This is a genomic window from Acidovorax sp. NCPPB 3576 (assembly GCF_028473605.1).
Classification (GTDB): Bacteria; Pseudomonadota; Gammaproteobacteria; order Burkholderiales; family Burkholderiaceae_C; genus Paracidovorax.
Genome location: NZ_CP097267.1, coordinates 1,827,424 through 1,846,403, shown reverse-complemented (window position 1 = coordinate 1,846,403; position 18,980 = coordinate 1,827,424). Strand labels below are relative to the sequence as shown.

18 protein-coding genes and 6 tRNA genes are annotated in these 18,980 nt (G+C 67.2%); 9 read left to right on the top strand and 15 right to left on the bottom strand.

The window, feature by feature from the left end; translation table 11 throughout:
- Positions 1-5 precede the first annotated feature (5 nt).
- A complete protein-coding gene (locus M5C98_RS08545; RefSeq protein ID WP_272552179.1) occupies positions 6-1,034 on the bottom strand; it encodes an isopenicillin N synthase family dioxygenase in 1,029 nt (342 codons plus the stop codon).
- A 705-nt stretch (positions 1,035-1,739) separates the two neighbouring features.
- Here M5C98_RS08545 and M5C98_RS08540 point away from each other — a divergent pair.
- The 8 genes from M5C98_RS08540 (at position 1,740) to M5C98_RS08505 (ending at position 9,481) form a co-directional block, all read left to right on the top strand.
- Complete coding sequence (locus M5C98_RS08540; protein WP_272552178.1) at positions 1,740-2,945, top strand: ABC transporter substrate-binding protein; 1,206 nt, start codon at positions 1,740-1,742, stop codon at positions 2,943-2,945.
- Positions 2,946-3,129: 184 nt separating this feature from the next.
- Complete coding sequence (locus M5C98_RS08535) at positions 3,130-4,050, top strand: branched-chain amino acid ABC transporter permease (protein ID WP_272552177.1); 921 nt, start codon at positions 3,130-3,132, stop codon at positions 4,048-4,050.
- 5 nt (positions 4,051-4,055) lie between these two features.
- Entirely contained in the window at positions 4,056-5,051 is a 996-nt protein-coding gene (locus M5C98_RS08530; RefSeq protein ID WP_272552176.1) for a branched-chain amino acid ABC transporter permease, read from the top strand.
- A complete protein-coding gene (locus tag M5C98_RS08525) occupies positions 5,048-5,806 on the top strand; it encodes an ABC transporter ATP-binding protein (RefSeq protein ID WP_272552175.1) in 759 nt (252 codons plus the stop codon). Before M5C98_RS08530 ends, M5C98_RS08525 begins: the two co-directional genes overlap by 4 nt.
- Positions 5,803-6,564 carry an ABC transporter ATP-binding protein gene (locus M5C98_RS08520; RefSeq protein ID WP_272552174.1) on the top strand — a complete coding sequence of 254 codons (762 nt, stop codon included), beginning with the start codon at positions 5,803-5,805 and terminating at the stop codon, positions 6,562-6,564. The genes M5C98_RS08525 and M5C98_RS08520 overlap by 4 nt, the downstream gene beginning before the upstream one ends.
- Positions 6,565-6,654: 90 nt before the next feature.
- Complete coding sequence (locus M5C98_RS08515) at positions 6,655-7,782, top strand: hypothetical protein (RefSeq protein WP_272552173.1); 1,128 nt, start codon at positions 6,655-6,657, stop codon at positions 7,780-7,782.
- 71 nt (positions 7,783-7,853) lie between these two features.
- Positions 7,854-8,258 carry a hypothetical protein gene (locus M5C98_RS08510; protein WP_272553212.1) on the top strand — a complete coding sequence of 135 codons (405 nt, stop codon included), beginning with the start codon at positions 7,854-7,856 and terminating at the stop codon, positions 8,256-8,258.
- A 113-nt stretch (positions 8,259-8,371) separates the two neighbouring features.
- Positions 8,372-9,481 (top strand): DUF72 domain-containing protein, encoded by a 1,110-nt coding sequence (locus tag M5C98_RS08505; RefSeq protein WP_272552172.1) that lies wholly within the window; start codon positions 8,372-8,374, stop codon positions 9,479-9,481.
- A 108-nt stretch (positions 9,482-9,589) separates the two neighbouring features.
- Here M5C98_RS08505 and M5C98_RS08500 read toward each other — a convergent pair whose 3' ends face one another.
- The 3 genes from M5C98_RS08500 to M5C98_RS08490 form a co-directional block, all read right to left on the bottom strand.
- Complete coding sequence (locus tag M5C98_RS08500; protein WP_272553210.1) at positions 9,590-10,942, bottom strand: MFS transporter; 1,353 nt, start codon at positions 10,940-10,942, stop codon at positions 9,590-9,592.
- Positions 10,943-11,022: 80 nt separating this feature from the next.
- A complete protein-coding gene (locus M5C98_RS08495) occupies positions 11,023-12,159 on the bottom strand; it encodes a multidrug effflux MFS transporter (RefSeq protein WP_272553209.1) in 1,137 nt (378 codons plus the stop codon).
- Positions 12,087-12,497, bottom strand: a complete 411-nt coding sequence (locus tag M5C98_RS08490) for a metal-sensing transcriptional repressor (protein WP_272552171.1) — start codon at positions 12,495-12,497, stop codon at positions 12,087-12,089. Before M5C98_RS08490 ends, M5C98_RS08495 begins: the two co-directional genes overlap by 73 nt.
- Between M5C98_RS08490 and M5C98_RS08485 the strand changes: the two genes are divergently transcribed.
- Complete coding sequence (locus M5C98_RS08485; protein WP_442867277.1) at positions 12,453-13,208, top strand: cation diffusion facilitator family transporter; 756 nt, start codon at positions 12,453-12,455, stop codon at positions 13,206-13,208. The two genes, M5C98_RS08490 and M5C98_RS08485, sit on opposite strands and share 45 nt — an antisense overlap.
- A 34-nt stretch (positions 13,209-13,242) precedes the next feature.
- Here M5C98_RS08485 and M5C98_RS08480 read toward each other — a convergent pair whose 3' ends face one another.
- The 11 genes from M5C98_RS08480 to M5C98_RS08430 form a co-directional block, all read right to left on the bottom strand.
- Positions 13,243-14,424 (bottom strand): DUF1624 domain-containing protein, encoded by a 1,182-nt coding sequence (locus M5C98_RS08480; protein WP_272552170.1) that lies wholly within the window; start codon positions 14,422-14,424, stop codon positions 13,243-13,245.
- A 210-nt stretch (positions 14,425-14,634) separates the two neighbouring features.
- On the bottom strand, positions 14,635-15,078 hold the full coding sequence (locus M5C98_RS08475; RefSeq protein WP_272552169.1) for a host attachment protein: 444 nt from the start codon (positions 15,076-15,078) through the stop codon (positions 14,635-14,637).
- Positions 15,075-15,242: a hypothetical protein gene (locus tag M5C98_RS08470; protein ID WP_272552168.1), complete on the bottom strand. Its 168-nt coding sequence runs from the start codon at positions 15,240-15,242 to the stop codon at positions 15,075-15,077. The genes M5C98_RS08475 and M5C98_RS08470 overlap by 4 nt, the downstream gene beginning before the upstream one ends.
- Positions 15,243-15,572: 330 nt before the next feature.
- Positions 15,573-15,649, bottom strand: a tRNA-Asp gene (locus M5C98_RS08465).
- Positions 15,650-15,699: 50 nt separating this feature from the next.
- A tRNA-Glu gene (locus tag M5C98_RS08460) sits at positions 15,700-15,775 on the bottom strand.
- A 34-nt stretch (positions 15,776-15,809) separates the two neighbouring features.
- Positions 15,810-15,885, bottom strand: a tRNA-Ala gene (locus tag M5C98_RS08455).
- A 62-nt stretch (positions 15,886-15,947) separates the two neighbouring features.
- Positions 15,948-16,024: transfer RNA gene (locus M5C98_RS08450), tRNA-Asp, on the bottom strand.
- A gap of 50 nt (positions 16,025-16,074) precedes the next feature.
- A tRNA-Glu gene (locus tag M5C98_RS08445) sits at positions 16,075-16,150 on the bottom strand.
- A 34-nt stretch (positions 16,151-16,184) separates the two neighbouring features.
- Positions 16,185-16,260 (bottom strand) — tRNA-Ala (locus M5C98_RS08440).
- A 65-nt stretch (positions 16,261-16,325) separates the two neighbouring features.
- Positions 16,326-17,741: a glutamate--tRNA ligase gene (gene gltX / locus M5C98_RS08435; protein WP_272552167.1), complete on the bottom strand. Its 1,416-nt coding sequence runs from the start codon at positions 17,739-17,741 to the stop codon at positions 16,326-16,328.
- Complete coding sequence (locus M5C98_RS08430) at positions 17,738-18,970, bottom strand: O-succinylhomoserine sulfhydrylase (RefSeq protein ID WP_272552166.1); 1,233 nt, start codon at positions 18,968-18,970, stop codon at positions 17,738-17,740. Before M5C98_RS08430 ends, gltX begins: the two co-directional genes overlap by 4 nt.
- Positions 18,971-18,980 lie beyond the last annotated feature (10 nt).

Here is an 18,980-nt window from a genome sequence, read left to right as displayed (position 1 = left end):
TCAGGTTAGGCCATTGCTTCGGCAGAAGCGGCTTGCTTGCGGTATTCGAATACACCGTCAAAGCTTTGAATGAGATGGGCGCCCATCGTCGTGGGCTGGTACAGCGCTGGTTTGGCGGCAGTCACAAAGGGCGGTAGCGGCTCGACCACGCAGTCGTAGTCCGGATCGAAAAAGAAATTGAGCGAATGGCGCATCTCGCCAGAGACGTTCAGAACGCGGTGCGGGGTGGCACGCCAGTGATCGTTCGTCCACATGCCCGTCACATCCCCGAGCAGACAGGTGAAGGTATTGGGTATACGCGGCACACGGATCCAGTTCCCTTGCGGATCGCAGACTTCGAGCCCTTCGCTGTCCATCTGCCAGATTACCGTGACGATCCCGTAATCGGTATGTTCGCCGCATCCGATCGCCCCCCCCGTGTCGTCCGGCGGCTGCGACGGATAACGCGCTGCACGCAGTTGCGCCAACGGCTTGGTGGTCCTTTCGGCGAAATAAGTATTCGGAAGACCGAGTCCAATGGCAAACAGTTCGCTGATGTTCCCGCACATGGCAACCCATTCCCGGTACAAGCGGGACAGCGTTGGCTGCAGCAGCGGCTGTGCATCCGGCCAGGCATTGGGACCATGAAAAAACTTGCCAGCCTGGACATCGGGATCGGCCAAATCCAGTTCCAGGGCCATGTCGAAGGCCTCTTTGATGTCCCTGATCGTGCTGCCGTAGGCCGTCTCACCACCCGCAGGCACATAGCCACGGTGATAAGGCGAATGCGCGATATGTATCGCCATTTTTTCATGCAGCGGCAGGTCGAAGAAATCCAGCACGGCACCCTGCGCGGCCTTCAGCACGTCCTCGGATACACCATGGTCTTCGACCTGGAAATAGCCCCTTTCCCTGCAGACCTTGTCGATCGCCTGTGCCAGTTCACGCTTGCGCGCTTCGTCGCGGGTTCGGCACGCAGCCAGGCTCACGATCGGTATTCGCGGATCACCCTCGTGGTATCTGACATAGGCGCTGTGATTGGAATCGCTACGCATTCTTTTCCCTTTCCTCTTGAGTCGTCTTATTGAATAGAAGCTGCATTGAAGGTCCGCTACCAGCCCGGCCCGACGCGGTGCGTTGCCGGGTGGAGTCAGTGGACCCTCAGCGCGAACTAAGTGTAAAAGCCCACCATGCGGGATTTGCACTGGTTTTAGCGCATCCGTTGAGTCTTACTGATTCTTACCAGAGCGGCGAACGCAGAGACAGGCACGGCCATGGCACGCACGATGGGCATGAGCCGGGCGGTGTCCCGTGGCGGATGCGATCACGGCAGGAGGTACGGCAATCACCCATGGTCAGCGCATTCACCAGTAGCTACGCCCCCTCACGGAACGCTGCTACTGGCATCGCGCGCCGAGTAGCAGCGGCAAAGGGTTTGCCCGACGTTGCGTGCCAGGGAAGACCTGTAGGCCCGAACATCCACTGCGCCTGTACGATTCCACGCACTTCCATAGCGGTCGATGGCGGCAGCGACGGAAAAGACACGCTGCATGGAACGCCCCTTGCATCAGTAGCCTGCGGCACTGGCCAGAAAGGCCCCGCAAAGCGCCTGACCCCGGCGGTGCGCAAGTTCCCGGTGCGTATTGCAACAGTGAGAGCGGCGGCGCGCGCCGAAATGGGGCCCCCGGGTCCCGCACTGCCCCCTCTGGACTTGCAGCGATCTGGCAGGTTTTCCTTGGTTGATGGATAAGGACTGACGAATGGCACAACTCTCCGGTATCTCGCTTCGCACCCAACTCGGGGCAGCGGCCCTCTTCACCTTGGCCGCGTGCGCCAGCCTGCCGGTGCTGGCCCAGCAGGCCCCCATCAAGGTGGGCATTGCGCTGGACATCTCCGGCCCGTTCGCCGCCCTGGGGGCCGAGGTGCGGGACGGCTTCGCGCTGGGCATCAAGCAACTGGGCGGCAAGCTCGGCGGCCAGCCCGTGCAGTTCGTGCAGACCGACATGGCCGGCAGCCCCGACCAGGCCAAGCAGCTGGTGGACCGCTTCGTGCAGCGCGAGAAGATCGACCTGTTCACCGGACCCATCGCCTCCAACGTGGCGCTGGCCGTGGCGCCCACGCTGTTCGCCGCCAAGGTGCCCTACCTGTCGAACAACGCGGGCCCCAGCCAGTTGGCGGGCGCGCAGTGCAATCCGTATTTCTTCGGCACGGCGTACCAGAACGACCAGTACCACGAGGCCGCCGGCCAGTTCGCGGCCGACCGGGGCTTCAAGCGCATGGTGCTGATCGCCCCCAACTACCCCGCCGGCAAGGACGGGATCAACGGCTTCAAGCGCAAGTTCAAGGGCACGGTGGTGGACGAGATGTACACCAAGCTCGGCCAGATCGACTACGCGACCGAACTGGCGCAATTGCGCGCCGCCAAGCCCGAGGCCGTGTACTTCTTCCTGCCGGGCGCCATGGGCATCAACTTCATCAAGCAGTTCGTGGGCGCGGGACTGTCCAAGGACATCACGCTGGTGACCAGCGGCTTCTCGGCCGACGAAGACGTCATCAGCGCCGTGGGCGAGCCCATGCTGGGGCTGTTCAACACCTCGCACTGGGCGCACGACCTGGACAACCCGGCCAACAAGGCCTTCGTGGCCGCGTTCCGCAAGGAATACGGCGGGCGCTATCCGTCCATCTATGCCGCGCAGGCCTTCGACGTGATCACCGCCATGGACTCGGCCGTCAAGGCCGTGGGCGGCAAGGTGGCCGACCGCGATGCGCTGATCAAGGCGCTGGCCAAGGCGCAGTTTCCTTCGGTGCGCGGCAACTTCCGCTACGCCAACAACCACTACCCGGTGCAGAACTTCTACCTGCGCACCATCGGCAAGGACGCCGAAGGCCGCGTGACCAACAAGACCATCAAGACGGTGCTGGAAAACTATGGGGATGCGTTCTCTGCTCAGTGCGGTATGAAATAAGCACCCCCCTGAGTCGCTTCGCGCCTTCCCCCCGGAGGGGGGACGCCGCCAGCGCGGCGGGGCGGCCCTTGCGCGGCGGCTGCTGGCTTGGGGCCGCGCCCGTTTTGAAAGGCAGCGCGCGTCGCTTGCGGACATGGAACCCTGAAATGACATCGAACCCCTCCTCATCCACTGGGGCTGCGCCATGAATCCGATCCTCGTCTTCGAACAACTGCTCAACGGCGCGGGCTACGGGCTCATGCTTTTCCTGATCGCGGCGGGGCTCACCCTGGTCTTCGGGATCATGGACGTGATGAACCTCTCCCACGGCTCGCTGTTCATGGTGGGCGCCTACGTGGCGGCCACGGTGCATGTGCAGAGCGGCTCGTTCGCCGTGGCGGTGCTGGTGGCCGTGGCCGCGACGGTGGCGGTGGCGGCCCTGCTGGAGGTGACGCTGATGCGCCGCCTCTACGGGCGCGACCACCTGGCCCAGGTGCTGGCCACCTTCGGCGTGATCCTCGTGGCGGACGATGCCGTGAAGATGGTGTGGGGCCCCTCCCCCGTCATGGCGCCCACGCCGGCCTGGCTCTCGGGCCCGGTGGAACTGTTCGCCGGTCTGCCCTACCCGTCGTACCGCCTGGTGGTGCTGGGCGCGGGCGTGCTGGTGGCGGGGCTGCTGTACCTGCTGGTCAACCACAGCCGCCTGGGCATGCTGGTGCGCGCGGGCGCGTCGGACCGCTGGATGGCCGAGCTGATGGGCGTGCGCGTCCAGCGCGTGTTCTGCGGCATCTTCGTGCTGGGTGCCTCCCTGGCGGCCCTCGCGGGCGCCCTCATGGGGCCGCTGATGGCGGTGCAGGTCGGCATGGGCGAATCCATTTTGATTCCCGCGCTGGTGGTGATCGTCATCGGCGGCATCGGCTCGGTGCGCGGCGCCTTCGTGGCTGCCCTGCTGGTGGGCCTGGTGGACACCATCGGCCGCGCGTTCCTGCCGCTGCTGCTGCGCGCCACCCTGCCGCCCGCCGTGGCCGCCGACTTAGGACCGCTGTGCGCCGAAGTGGCCATGTACGCCCTGATGGCGGCGGTTCTGAGCTTTCGCCCCGCGGGGCTGTTTTCTGCCAAGGCCTGAGCGACATGTCTGCTGCCTCCCTGACTCCCTCTTCCCCGCCGCAGCGCCCTGCCACCCCGCGCTGGCGTGGCGCGCTGCTGCCGCTGGCGCTGCTGGCGGCACTGGCGGTGTTTCCGCTGGTGGCATCGGCCCTGGGGCTGGATTTTTATATCGGCTTCGTGCGCCGGGTGCTGGTCGTGGCCCTGGCCGCCGCCAGCCTGAACTTCATCATGGGCTTCGGCGGCATGGTGGCGCTGGGGCACGCGGGCTTCATGGGCGTGGGTGCCTACGCGGTGGTGGTTCTCAGCGACGCCGGCGCCACCTCGGCCTGGGTGGTGTGGGGCGCCGCCATGGTGCTGGCCGCGCTGGCCGCAGCACTGGTGGGCGCGATCTCGCTGCGCACCCAGGGCGTGTACTTCATCATGATCACGCTGGCCTTCGCGCAGATGCTGTACTTCGTGTTCGTCTCGCTGCGCAGCTATGGCGGGGACGACGGCTACACCCTGCCCCTGCGGCCCGTGCTCGGCCTGGGCCTGGATGCCATGCACGAGCCCACCCTGTACTGGGTGGTGCTGGCGCTGGTGGCACTGGTGCTGTGGTGGCTGGACCGGGCCACGGCCTCGCGCTTCGGCGCGGCGCTGGCGGGCATCCGCGACAACGCGACGCGCATGCGCGCGCTCGGCTATCCGGTGTACCTGCTGCAGTTGGCCGCCTTCACCCTGGCCGGCGCGGTGGCAGGCCTGGCGGGCGCGCTGCTGGCCACGGGCAACAGCTTCGTGAGCCCGGCCATGATGCACTGGACGCAATCGGCCACGCTCATCGTGATGGTCGTCATCGGCGGCCTGGGCCGGCGCTGGGGCGGGCCGCTGGGCGCGGCCGTGTGGCTGGCGCTGGAAGAGGCGCTCAAGCTCCACACCGACTACTGGCACCTGCCGCTGGGCCTGCTGCTGATCGCCACCGCGCTGTACGCACCCAAGGGCCTGGCCGCGCTGGCGGACCTGCGCGCAAGGAGTGCACGATGAGCCTGTTCCAAGTGCAGGGCCTGGTCAAGCGCTTCGGCGGCCTGCTGGCCACCGACCATGTGAGCCTGGCCGTGGCGCACGGCGAGGTCCACGCCCTCATCGGCCCCAACGGCGCGGGCAAGACCACGCTGGTCCACCAGATCTCGGGGCTGCTGGCGCCCGACGCAGGCCGCGTGCTGCTCGACGGCGCGGACATCACCGCCCTGCCCATGCACCGCCGCGTGGCCAAGGGCCTGTCGCGCTGCTTTCAGGTGACGCGCATCTTTCCCCAACAGACCGTGCGCGACAACCTGCTGCTGGCCGTGCAGGCGCACAGCGGATCGAGCTTTCGCTTTCTGCAGCCGCGCTCGCAGGCGCGCGGGCTGTACGAGGCCGCCGACCGGCTGGCCGAGCGCGTGGGCCTGCAGGGCCGCATGGACGGCATCGCCGGCGCCCTGCCGCACGGCGCCCAGCGCACGCTGGACGTGGCGCTGGCCCTGGCCTGCGCGCCGAAGCTGCTGCTGCTGGACGAACCCATGGCCGGCATGGGGCCGGAGGAATCGCAGCAGATGGTGCAGCTGATCGACAGCCTGCGCCGGGACATGGCCGTGCTGCTGATCGAGCACGACATGGAGGCCGTCTTCCGCCTGGCCGACCGCATCTCGGTGCTGGTGTACGGCCGGGTGCTCACGAGCGGCACGCCCCAGGAGATCCGCAGCAACGCCGAAGTGCAGGCCGTGTACCTGGGCACCGAAACCCTGGAGGCCGCGCCATGAGCACGCCCGCACCTTCGATGCGCAATGAACCCGCGTCCGCGTCCGTGGCCGAGCCGCTGCTGAGCTGCCAGGGCCTGGAGGCCGGCTACGGCGTGAGCCAGGTGCTGTTCGGCATCCACCTCGACATCGCCGCGGGCGAAGTGGTGTCCCTGCTCGGCCGCAACGGCATGGGCAAGAGCACCACCATCAAGACCCTGGTGGGCGCGCTGCGCCCCACGGCCGGCGGCATCCGCTTCGCGGGCCAGGCCATCGGGGCGATGAAGAGCGACGCCATCGCCCGCCTGGGCCTGGCGATCGTGCCCGAGGGCCGCCACGTGTTCCCCAACCTCAGCGTGCGCGAACACCTGCTGGCCTTCGCCAGCAACCGCAGCGCCCTGCGCGAGCCCTGGGACCTGCAGCGCATCTACGGCGTGTTCCCGCGCCTGAAGGAGCGCGAGCATCACCTGGGCCACCAGCTGTCGGGCGGCGAGCAGCAGATGCTGGCCATCGGCCGCGCGCTGTCCACCAACCCGCGCCTGCTGATCCTGGACGAAGCCACCGAGGGCCTGGCCCCGGTGATCCGCGAGGAAATCTGGTGGTGCCTGGCCACGCTCAAGGCCGCGGGGCAGACCATCCTGGTGGTGGACAAGTACGTGCACCGGCTCATGGGGCTGGCCGATCGGCACGTGATCCTGGAGCGCGGCCGGGTGGTGTGGCAGGGGGATTCCGAGGCGCTCAATGCGGATCGGGGGCTGTGGGCGCGGTACCTGAGCGTGTAGGCTCGGAGCATGGCCGGTCCAGGCGATCGCGCGGCGCGGGCCCGCTCGGTCGCCCCCTTCACCTGGGACCGTGCCTGAACGTTGATTTCCATGACGCCATCGCCAATCCCTGGCCGGTTTCCGGCACCCCTGGCCGTGGTCTGCGCCGCGCTGCTGCTGGGCGCTTGCTCGGCAGGCCAAGATACTGCCAGCGGTCTGCGGACATCCACGGCGCAAGCCGTTTCGGCTGCTGTGCCTCCCGGCGAAGGCCATCAGTCCGGCCCCCGGTTTCTCTACGTCATCTACTGCAACGGCACCGTGGACCGACTCGATCTGGCGCAGCCCGCCAAGGTCGCGTCGTTCGCGCTCAGCGAGCGCAGCGGCACGCCGCCCGCCGTCGCTGCAGCGCCGTCTCCCGGCGTCAAGCCCGACAGTTGCCTGGCACGGCCCGCTGCCACGGATGGCGCGGGTGGCACAGCGGAGCGCCAGGTGCAGCTGGTCGCAACGCCCCGGTTCTACCGCAGCGATGCCGATGGGCAGAAAGCCTATCGCCTGCTGACGTTCTCGCTGCCCGACTGGACGCTGCGGCAGCAGGTGGACCTGGGAATGTTCGACGTGCTCAACGGCACGCCGCCGCGCATGGTGCGTGGGCCGCAGGCCGGCCAGTGGGTGCCCCGCCCGTCCGAGGCGGAGCCCGATGCCTCGGCCGAACTGGCAGGGTATGCAGACGGCCAGGGCTTGGCCTTTGCACGCTTCACCCAATGGTCGGGCGATGTGTCCTTGGTGGAATTCTCGGGCGGCGGTCAAGCCCAGGCGGGCTTTGCCGATCACGCCGCGCGTCGCTTCGTGCGGCTGGCCGCGCCCACCGATGGAGGCAGCGGCCCCGTGCGGCTGGCGCCGGGAGGACGGTTTGCCGTGCGCGAGGTCCAGCGGCGCGAGGCCACCGCCGAGCCATCCGCCGACGGCGTTGCCGACACCGCCCTTTTGCGCAATACCGGCGAACTGCGCGTTTACCGCACCGCCGACGGCCAGCAAGTGGCCAGCGTGGTGGACGCGCGCATCGCCGGCCCCTGGCATGGCATTGCCATCACGCCCGGCGGCTGGGCCGTGTACACCGACCGCCAGGGCATCTACCGTTTCGTGGCGTTGGGGCGCACGTTCGGCACGGAGCCGGTGCAGGACGGCGAGACCGACGACCTCGACGGGGCGCGGCCGGGGCTGGTGTACAGCGCGCAGTGACCGTGGGGGCGTCCCTAAAATGCGCAGATCACCGCCACACCATGGCGACCAACGCCCCCGACCCTGAGCCCATGACGCCCTTTCCCTATCCGGTCCGCACCGAATGCCCGCCAGGCGCGTGCGTGTGCGACCGCGATGCGCTGCTGCAGGCGCCGAGCGGCGACCTGCGGGTGCTGCGCCTCACGCGGGAGGAAGAAAAGCGGCTCATCGAGCGGCTGGAAAACCTGGGTAGCCTGGGCGAGCTGCGCCGCATGCAGGACCGGCTGGAGGCGCAACTGGGCATCCGCCTCACCATCACCACCAGCCCCAACGAGGTCCGCAGCCTGCGCGGCATCGCCATCCTGGTGCTGGAGCAGCGGGGGCTGTGCCGCAAGACCCGGCAGGCCATTCCCGCGGCGATCAAGAAGAGCATGGACCGGCACCCCGAGATCGCCTACGACCTGCTGAATGAGGGCGGGCTGTTTTCGGGGGAGTGAATGCGGGCAAACCAAAGGAAACACTGAAGCGCTGGAAGAACGCGCCACGGCCCCCACATCGGCAATGTGCAGGGCCTGCGCGTCCCGCCTCCCGCCCCCCGCCATCTCCATCCATGCAAGACGATCTTTTCGGCGACCTGCCCGTTCCACCCGCACCGCTCGCGGCGCCTGCCGCATCCCCTGCGCGCCCTGCCAAACGTCCGGCCTCCGTGGCCGATGCCGGCGAGCCCAAGGCCCCCGCCGTGCGCCGCAGCGGCACCGTTCAACCGGCCGACTGGAGCGACGACTTGCGCGATCTCGCTGCACGGCTACCGCCTCGCCTGCGCATGGGCACATCGTCATGGACCTATCCGGGCTGGAAGGGGCTGCTATGGGAGGGCGAGCATTCCGAGCAGACGCTCTCCAAGAACGGGCTGCCGATCTATGCGCAGCACCCGCTGATGCGCACGGTGAGCATCGACCGCAGCTTCTACCGGCCACTCACGGTGAGCCAGTACGAGCGCTACGCATCGCAGGTGCCGCATGACTTCCGCTTCGTGGTGAAGGCGCCCAGCCTGGTGACCGATGCGCTGGTGCGCGGCGAGGACGGGCGCGGGCGCCAGGCCAACCCGGCGTTCCTGGATGCCGCGCTGGCCACGCAGGAGTTCGTGGCGCCGGCGCTCGAAGGCCTGGGCGCCAAGGTGGGTGCGCTGGTGTTCCAGTTGAGTCCCCTGCCGCTGGCGCAACTCGACCGGCTGCCGCAGGTGCTGGAGCGCCTGCGCACGATGCTGCTCGCGCAGCTGCCGCTGGCGCCCACCGCGCCAGACGGCGTGCTGGCCGTGGAAGTGCGCGACCCCGAATGGCTGTCGCCCGAGTTCATGCCGCACTTTGCCGCCGTGCTGCGCGAAGCCGGCGCCACCTACTGCATCGGGCTGCACGCCAAGATGCCGCCGCTGGCGGAGCAACTGCACCTGGTGCGCCGGCTGTGGCCCGGACCGCTGGTGTGCCGCTGGAACCTGAACCCGGTGCATGGCGCCTATGGGTACGAAGACGCCGAAAAGCTGTACGCCCCCTACGACCGCATCCTGCACCCGGCCCCCGAGGTGCACGAAGTGCTGTCGCGCACGATCGCGGGGGTGACCGGCGCAGGCCAGAACGCTTTCGTCACGGTCAGCAACCATGCCGAAGGGTGCGCGCCCCTCACCTTGCGCACGCTGGCGGAGCAGGTGGCGCCCCTGGGTTAGCGCGAAGGCCTCAAGCGATCGAACATGCCCCCATCGGAATGCTATTAATTTAATAGCACAACGCCCTAGTATCAATTGCGCTGGCGGGCTAAAAGGCCAAAACCGGATTCAGGCGTGCACCGTGGCGCCGTGCCGCAGCCGCATCACGCTGCAAACGCCCGCCAACGCCGCGCAGCCGGCAGCCACCATCAGCGCCACCGATTCGCCCTGCCCGTCGTGCTGCCCCCAGACGGCAAAGATGCCCGCCAGCAGCACGGCGCCCAACGTCTGCCCGGTCAGGCGCGCGGTGCCCAGCATGCCGCTGGCCGCGCCCGAACGATGCAACGGCGCCGAAGCCACGATCGTGTGGTTGTTGGGCGACTGGAACAGGCCGAAGCCCGCCCCGCACAGCAGCATGCGCCACGCCACGTCGAACAAGCCCGGCTGCGGCGGCAGCACGGCCAGCGCGATCAGCCCGCACGCAAACACCGCCATGCCGACGCCGCCCAGCAGGCCGTCCGCGAAGCGGCCGATGAGCCTTCCCGCGAACGGCGCTATCACCACGATGGCCAGCGGCCAGGCGGTGATGAGCAGGCCCGCCTCGAAGTGCGACCTGCCCTGCGCCTCCAGCAGCAGGAACGGCAGCGACAGGAAGGCCAGCATCTGCGCGCAGAAGGCCCCGACCGACGCGCCCATCGACAGTGCGAACACCGGAATGCGCAGCAGGTCCACGGGAAACAGCGGCACGGCCACGCGCCTCTGCCGCCGCAGATACACCCCGCCCACCGCAACGCCGGCCAGCAGCAGCGCCCAGCCCAGCGGGGCCGCCGCGCGCGAGGCCTCGCCCCGCACGCCGAGCTGCTCGCCACCGATGAAGATGAGCGCGAACATGAGGATGTTGAGCGTGACGTCCAGCACCGTGAGCCGCGCGCCCGTGTGCGTGGTGGGCGGGTTGAACGGCAGCGCGCGCCGCCCCAGCCACAGGGTGAACAGGCCCAGCGGCAGGTTCAGCGCGAACAGCCACGGCCATGAGCCGAACGACAGGATCGCAGCCGCCACCGAGGGCCCGGCCATCGACGAGGTGGCCACCACCAGCGAATTGATGGCCATGCCCCGGCCCAGGTGGGCGCGCGGATAGACCAGGCGCACCAGGGCGGCGTTCACGCTCATGATGCCCGCCGCGCCCAGCCCCTGCACCGCCCGCGCCACGACCAGCGCAGGCAGCGACGTGGCCAGCATGGCCCCGAGCGACGACACCGCGAACAGCGCCATGCCGAGCAAGTACACCCGCCGGTAGCCGATGCGCTCGCCCAGCGATGCCAGCGGCAGCAGCATGACCAGCGTGGCGATCTGGTAGGCGTTGACCACCCAGATGGCCTGAGAAGCGCCGGCGTTCAGCTCGCGTGCGATGCCGGGCAGCGCGAGGTTGACGATGCTGCCGTCCAGCACCGCCACGGCCAGCCCGAGGATGATGACCAGCATGGCCCGGGCGCGGGCGCCCGGTGGCAGGCCGTCGGGCGCGGTCGGCACGCTTTGGCCCGCCGCAGCGCTGGGCCCCGCACTCAAACCCGCGCCTCCCCGGCCCCGGAGGCAGAATGACCCGCCAGCGTGATCCAGGTCAGCGCCACGCCCACCAGCGCGCCCGCGGCCATGCCGATCACCATGGGCAAGGGCTTGCCGGTGGCGAACAGGCCGACGATGCCCATGGCCGCCGCGCCCGTCAGCATCTGCAGCGTGCCCAGCAGGGCCGATGCCGTGCCAGCGATGGCGCCGTGCTTTTCCAGCGCCAGCACCGAGGTGGTGGGAATCACCAGCCCCATGAAGGCGCTGGACACGAAATAAAGCGCGATCAGCACCGGCAACCGGTCGCCACCCGTCAGGTAATAGCCCAGCAGCAGCACCATGACCACGCCGGATGCGCTGGCGGCCACCTTGACGATCGGCACCAGGCCGAAGCGCCGGCCTAGCATGCCGGTGAACTGCGACGATCCGATGAAGGCCGCGGCGTTCAGCGAGAACGCCAGGCTGTACTGCGTGGGCGTGAGCCCGTAGTGGTTGATGAGCACGAAAGGCGAGCCGGCCAGATAGACGAAGAACCCCGACATGGCGCAGCCGCCGATGAACACCAGGCCCAGGTAATGGCGGTCGCGCAGCAGCAGCCCGTAGGCCCGCAGGGCACCGCCCAGGCTGCTTTCCACCCGGTCGGCGGCGGGCCGCGTCTCGCGCAGCGCACCATGGACCAGCGCCAGCCCCGCGATGGCGGCCACTGCCACCAACCAGAAAACGCCCCGCCAGCCCGTGAGCGCGATGACCGCGCTGCCCGCCAGCGGCGCGAGGATGGGCGACACGCTGAACACCAGCATCAGCAGCGCCATCAGGCGCGCGGCGTCGGTGCCCGTGTGCAGATCGCGCACCACGGCGCGTGGAATGGCCATGCCGGCGGCGGCGCCCAGGCCCTGCAGGAAGCGCAGCGCCACCAGCGTCTCGATCTCGGTCGCCAGAGCGCAGCCCACGCTCGCCACGGTGAACAGCAGCAGCCCGAAATACAGCGGCGGCTTGCGCCCCACCATGTCGGACACCGGGCCGTAGAACAGCTGTCCCGCGCCCAGGGCGAGAAAGAATGCCGTCAGGCTCCACTGCACGGCGCCGACCTGCGCGCCCAGGCTGCGCCCGATGTCGGGCAGCGCCGGCAGGTACATGTCGATGGCAAACGGGCCGATGGCCGAGAGAAGGCCCAGAACGAGGGCGGCGCGAAGGAAGGGCGAAGGAAACATGGGCCTGATTGTCGCCAAGGTCGGCATCCGTCGCTCGGGCGCAGGATTGGCCGCCCCTCGGGCGCAGTCTTGACTCCAGTGCCTGTGCCAGGCTTATTTGAGGTAGGAGCGCAGTGCCGAGGCCACCGCCGCCACGTCCTGCGCGCGCTTCGGTGCGGGGGTAGCAGGTCGCCCAGGTGCTGAAGGATGTGGCCTTCCAGCATGTGCGCCATCAGGCCATTCACCGCGCCGCGGACAGCCGCGATTTGCTGCAGTACCCCCATGCCTGCCAGGGCAATCCTCTGGCCGAGCACAACACCCGCTGGGCGGTGGTGCTGACGGTCGCCATGATGGTGGGGGAAATCGTCGGCGGCTGGGCCTTCGGCTCGATGGCATTGCTGGCGGACGGGTGGCACATGAGTTCGCACGCCCTGGCCCTGGGGCTGTCCGCCGTGGCGTATGCCGCCGCCCGGCGCCATGCGCACGACAGCCGCTTCGCCTTCGGCACCTGGAAGATCGAGGTGCTGGGCGGGTACACCAGCGCCATCCTGTTGCTGCTCGTGGCTGGGCTCATGGTGTACCAGTCTGTGCAGCGGCTCCTCGCCCCGGCGCTCACCCAGTATGAGCAAGCCGTCTTCATGGCTGCGCTGGGACTGATGGTCAACCTGGCGTGCGCCTGGCTACTGCACGGCGGGCACGCGCGCAACGCGCACCACTCGCATCACGAACACCATGCGCATGAAAGCCACGGCCACAGCCATGGGACGACACCAGCCGATCTGAACCTGCGGTCGGCCTACCTGCACGTGGTGGCCGACGCTGCCACATCGGTGCTGGCCATCGCCGCGCTGTGCGGGGGACTGCTATGGGGCGCCGACTGGCTCGACCCGGCCGTGGCGCCCGACTTCTTCAAGCGCCTGCTGAGCGTGCACGAGGAACTGGTGCACGTCTCCATCGAGGTGAACCGGCCTGACGGCTCCGGCCGGCCACACTGATCCAGCTGCGCACCCATGCGAGCCCCGTCTCGGCTCAAAGGTACTTGAGCCAGGCGATGTCGCGCCGCCGCGCCTTGAAGGCCCCGAAGGCTTTCACCGCGGGGTACAGCAGCGCGGCGAGCACGGCCGTGCACAGCCAGACGGCCCACATGGCGTCGAATCCGAAGTACGTGCCCTGGGTCGTCCCCCAGATGGCCACGGCAGTGAGGTAGAGCAGCTTGAGCACGTAGAGGTGCAGCAGGTAAAAGAACATGGGTGCCGCACCGAACACGGCCAGCACCCGCAGCCCGCCGCCCGGTGGCAGCCGTTCGAACGCCCGCAGCACGAGCAGGCCGATGCCCAACGTGAGCGCGATGAACAGCAGCGAGGGTGGGTATTTGGTCACGTTGAAAAACGACATCGCGGTGGCCAGGGCCGTGTCGCCAGGCACCCAGGGCTTGTCGCCATATACGTTCCACCAGCGCAGCACGGCGAAGCCCGCCAGCAGCCCGGCGCCCCAGGCCAGCAGGCGGCGCTGCCGAGCGCCCGCATCGGCAGAAGGCAGAAACCACGGCCCGGCGGCATAACCCAGGGCGATCACGCCGATCCACGGCAGCAGCGGGTACGAGGTGCGAAGCCGCAGCGAATCGCTCACCTCGATCCAGCCGCGGTCATGCAGCACGGCCCAGGGAATGTGCAGCGCATGCCCGACCGGAAAATGCAGCCCGTCGAGCAGGTTGTGCCCTGCCACGATCGCCATGCCCAGCGCGATCAGCCCCTTGCGCGGCAGCCAAAGCAATCCCGCCAGCGCCAGCATGCTCAGTCCGATGACCCAGATCACTTGCAGATACACCACCTTGGGCGGCCACTGGAAGGTCCATGCGAAGTTCACCAGGGTGAGTTCCAGAGCGACCAGGAAGAGCCCGCGCTGCAGCAGGAACACCGAGGCCGACGCCCGCCCCCCGCCCTGCCGCGCTCCGTACAGGCAGGCGGACAGCCCCGTGAGAAACACGAATACCGGCGCGCACACATGGGCCAGCAGGCGGCTCGCGAACAGGTCGGGCGAGGTAGTCGCCACCGCCATGGGATCGCCGACCTGGTGGTGCAGGAAGAACGTTTCTCGTACGTGGTCCAGCAGCATGAACAGGATGACGAGCCCGCGCAGCGCGTCGATGGATTGCAGCCGGGCGGAGGCGGGGCCAGCTTGGGGGTGAGGCAGGGAACGGTCGATGGGCATGACGGGGTGACGCACGGCCGGCGTGGCCCCGGCCTGCCGCGGCAGGGCAGTGCCAAGACCGGGCGGCGGCAGGAGCGATCCTTTGGCAGCGGGTGGGCGAAAAGCCGCGATTGTGCACGGATGGGCACCGCTGCCGGACAAAGTGCCGCAGTCGGCCCGTCCGGGCCATCGCCGATCACGACGTCGCGGTCGATGGCATCGACGGCGCGGTCATCCGCCGAGGGCCACCTCTGCGAAGAGCCGTTGCGCGATTTCACCGTTGGATAGCTGCGCCACCTCCTCCCCGATCTCCTGGGTGACCCGCGATGCCACCTCGACACGCAACGCCTTGCGCAACAGCCCGAGAAAACGCAGCGGCGCCATGATGATCAGCGCATCGAACCGCTGCGCGCGCACCGCCTCGCTCAGGTGTTCGGCCACTCGCTCGGCAAAGTCGGCACCCTGCCGATGCTGCTGCGGGCCTTCGCCAGCCGCCGGGAAAGTACCTCCGGCATGCCGGGCCGAGGCGGCGTGCGCTGGCTCGGCGCTGTCCGCGGGCCACTCGTCCCATCGCAGTTCGCCCACCTTGTCCAGCCGGCCGGACATCCCCGCGCGCACGATGATGCAGGCAGCAGCCTCATCCGCCACAAGGATCCAGCAGCGAGACGGGCTCATCCGCTGTCCTTGGAGACGGAAGCGGTCTCGCCAGTGCAGCAGGACTGCTCGATCCAGCCGATGGCCCGCAGCAGGCCCACGAAAAGCGCTTCCGGCGCAGGAGCGTCTTCATGGGCGGTGGGTGGCAGGGAAATGGAGCGCTGAAAGGCGTCTTCTTGCTTCATGGGATTTTGATAACGCTGCGATAGAACGGTCCCTGGCAATCGGCATACCTGGACAGCGATGGGATCGTCAGGATCGCAGAGGGGCCTCGTCAGTCGCCGCAGGCTCGATACGTCCCTCGATGGCCGGTACGCGTGCGCCCTGGTGAGTGGAGTGGCTCGAAGCAGCAGGGCGGGCATTCGACGAATGGGCAGTCTGTGAGCCAGTTCAGCTTCTGCAGACCCGAAGTTATCCAACAGCTGTATCGACGCTTGATCCGCCTGCAAAAAGCACATGCTGTAGAAAGGCCAAAGAAAAAGCCCCCGCAAGCAAAACTTGCGAGGGCTTTCATATGGCGGAGTGGACGGGACTCGAACCCGCGACCCCCGGCGTGACAGGCCGGTATTCTAACCAACTGAACTACCACTCCTGGCAGGCAGCGTTTGCTTGTGCATACACACAAGCCAAGTGCTACAAACTTGGCGACCCTACGGGGATTCGAACCCCGGTACTCACCGTGAAAGGGTGATGTCCTAGGCCTCTAGACGATAGGGTCAAAACCTGGGAACTAACCGTTCTCTAACTCTCAGTGGTGGAGGTAAACGGGATCGAACCGATGACCTCTTGCATGCCATGCAAGCGCTCTCCCAGCTGAGCTATACCCCCACTTTCTTTGGCATTCACCAAAGAAAAACCCTTGCATATCCAAGACCTGCAAGGGTGTTGACTGGCGGAGTGGACGGGACTCGAACCCGCGACCCCCGGCGTGACAGGCCGGTATTCTAACCAACTGAACTACCACTCCTGGCAGGCAGCGTTTGCTTGTGCATACACACAAGCCAAGTGCTACAAACTTGGCGACCCTACGGGGATTCGAACCCCGGTACTCACCGTGAAAGGGTGATGTCCTAGGCCTCTAGACGATAGGGTCAAAACCTGGGAACTAACCGTTCTCTAACTCTCAGTGGTGGAGGTAAACGGGATCGAACCGATGACCTCTTGCATGCCATGCAAGCGCTCTCCCAGCTGAGCTATACCCCCACTGAATGACCACATTCACACTGTGACTTTCATCATTTCCTGAGCCTTGAATTATAGACAGGTTTTTAAGGCTTCCGCAATCTCGCTGCGATTTTTTCGCGGCCTACGAGTTCGAGTACGGCATCGACGGAAGGTGTGTGGGCCGTTCCCACCGTCAACACGCGCACGGGCATGGCCAATTGCGGCATCTTGAGCGAATGGACCGCCAGCACTTCCTTGAACGCCGTAGAAATTGCCGCCTTGTCCCATGCACAAGTGCCAAGGGCCTGCGCCAATGCATCAATGGCAGGCCAGACCGCATCGGTCACGTGTTTGGCGTATTCCTCGGGGTTGGGAGCGACATCGCCGTAGAACACGAAAGCCCAGTCAGCCAGCGCCACGACCGTATCGCAGCGGTCCTTGAACAGCGCACAGATGCGCGGCAGGCGGCCATCGGCAAGCTCTGCCGCAGAAACGCCCCGCTGTTCCAGCCGCGGCGCCACGAGCGCGGCCAACGCGTCGTCCGCCATGGTTTTCAAATGCTGGGCATTCACCCAGCGCAGCTTGGCTTCGTCGAACTGGGCAGCGCTGCGCCCCAGATGATCGAGATTGAACCACTGCAAGAACTGCTCGCGGCTGAAGATTTCGTCGTCGCCGTGGCTCCAGCCCAGGCGGGCCAGATAGTTCACCATGGCTTCGGGCAGGTAGCCTTCATCGCGATACTGGGTGACGGGCTTGGCGCCGTTGCGCTTGCTCATCTTTTCGCCCTGCTCATTGAGCACGGTGGGCAGGTGGGCATACACCGGCGGCTGCTTGCCGAGGGATTCGAAGATGTTGATCTGCCGCGGGGTGTTGTTCACATGGTCGTCGCCACGGATCACATGCGTGATCGCCATGTCGATGTCATCGACCACCACGCAGAAGTTGTACGTTGGCGTTCCATCCGGCCTTGCAATGACCAGATCGTCAAGTTCATCGTTGCTGATCTCGATGCGTCCCTTGACCTTGTCTTCCCAGACGACGGAGCCGCCCAGAGGGTTGCGAAAACGCAGCACCGGCTGCACGCCCTGCGGCACTGCCGGCAGGGTCTTGCCAGGCTCGGGACGCCAGGTGCCGTCATAGCGTGGCTTTTCCTTGGCCTGCATCTGCCGTTCGCGCAGCGCGTCGAGCTCCTGAACGCTCATGTAGCAAGGATAGACATGGCCGGCCTCCTGCAACTGGGCCAGAACTTCCTTGTACCGGTCCATGCGCTGCATCTGATAGAACGGGCCTTCGTCAGGCTGCATGCCGAGCCATTCCATTCCTTCCAGAATCACGTCCACGGCGGCCTGGCTGGACCGCTCCAGGTCGGTGTCCTCGATGCGGAGGATGAAATCGCCACCCGTCGCGCGGGCGAACGCCCAGGGGTACAGGGCGGAGCGAATGTTCCCCAGATGGATGAACCCCGTGGGCGAGGGAGCGAAACGCGTGCGAACGCGCTGGGTCAGGTTGGCTTCGGTCATTGCAGGGTATCCAGGCCGCGCGCGAGGTCGGCCTTCAAATCTTCGATGTGTTCCAGCCCGACCGCCACGCGGATCAGGCCTTGCCCCAGGCCGGCAGCCTGGCGCTGCTCTTCGGTCAGGCGGCCATGCGAGGTGCTGGCGGGATGGGTGATGGTGGTCTTGGTGTCGCCGAGATTGGCCGTGATGCTGCACACCCGCGTGCTATCGATCACATGGAATGCCTGCGCACGGGCCGAGGCCGGATCGCCCTCTTTCACCTTGACATCGAACGATACAACGGCGCCGCCAAGGCCGGATTGCTGGCGCATGGCCAGCGCATGCTGGGGATGGGACGCCAGCCCCGGGTAGTACACCCGCCTCACCTGCGGATGCGATTCGAGCCAGGTGGCCAGCTGCAGCGCGTTGGCGCTTTGCGCCTTCATGCGGATGGACAAGGTTTCCATGCCCTTGAGCACCACCCATGCATTGAAGGGCGACAGATTCATGCCCGCGCTGCGGATCATGGGCGCGAGCTTGTCGTCGATGAGCGCGCGGGGTCCGCACACGGCCCCTGCCATCACCCGGCCCTGTCCGTCGAGGAACTTGGTGCCGGAGTGCAGGACCAGATCCGCACCCCATTTGGCGGGTTGCTGCAAGGCGGGAGAGGCAAAGCAGTTGTCCACGGCGAGCAGCACGCCCGCTTCGTGGGCAATGTCGGCCAGCGCCTGGATGTCGCACAGATCGGTCAGCGGATTGGTGGGGGTTTCCGCAAACATGAGCCGCGTTTCCGGACGCAGCGCGGCCTTCCATGCGGCCGCATCGGTCTGTGGCACGAAGGTGGTGTGCACACCGAAACGCGACAGCTCTCCGCCGATGAGCTTGATGGTCGATCCGAACATCGACCGGGAGCAGATCACATGGTCGCCGGTCTTGAGCAGCGCCAGGCACATGAGCAGGATGGCCGACATGCCGGTGGCGGTGCCGATCGCGGACTCGGTGCCTTCCAGGGCGGCCAGGCGCCGCTCGAAGCTCGTGACCGTGGGATTGCCGGTCCGGGTGTAGGTATAGCCCTCTTCCTCGCCGGCAAACCGGCGCGCCGCCGTCGCCGCGTCGGGCTGCACAAAGCTGCTGCTCAGATACAGCGCTTCGGAATGCTCGCCGTACACGCTGCGGGGAATGGCTTCGCGCACCGCCAGCGTGTCGGGGTGCAGGCCTTCGGGAAGGGTCCGGGCATTCAAGGGGGAATTCATGGCGTGAAGA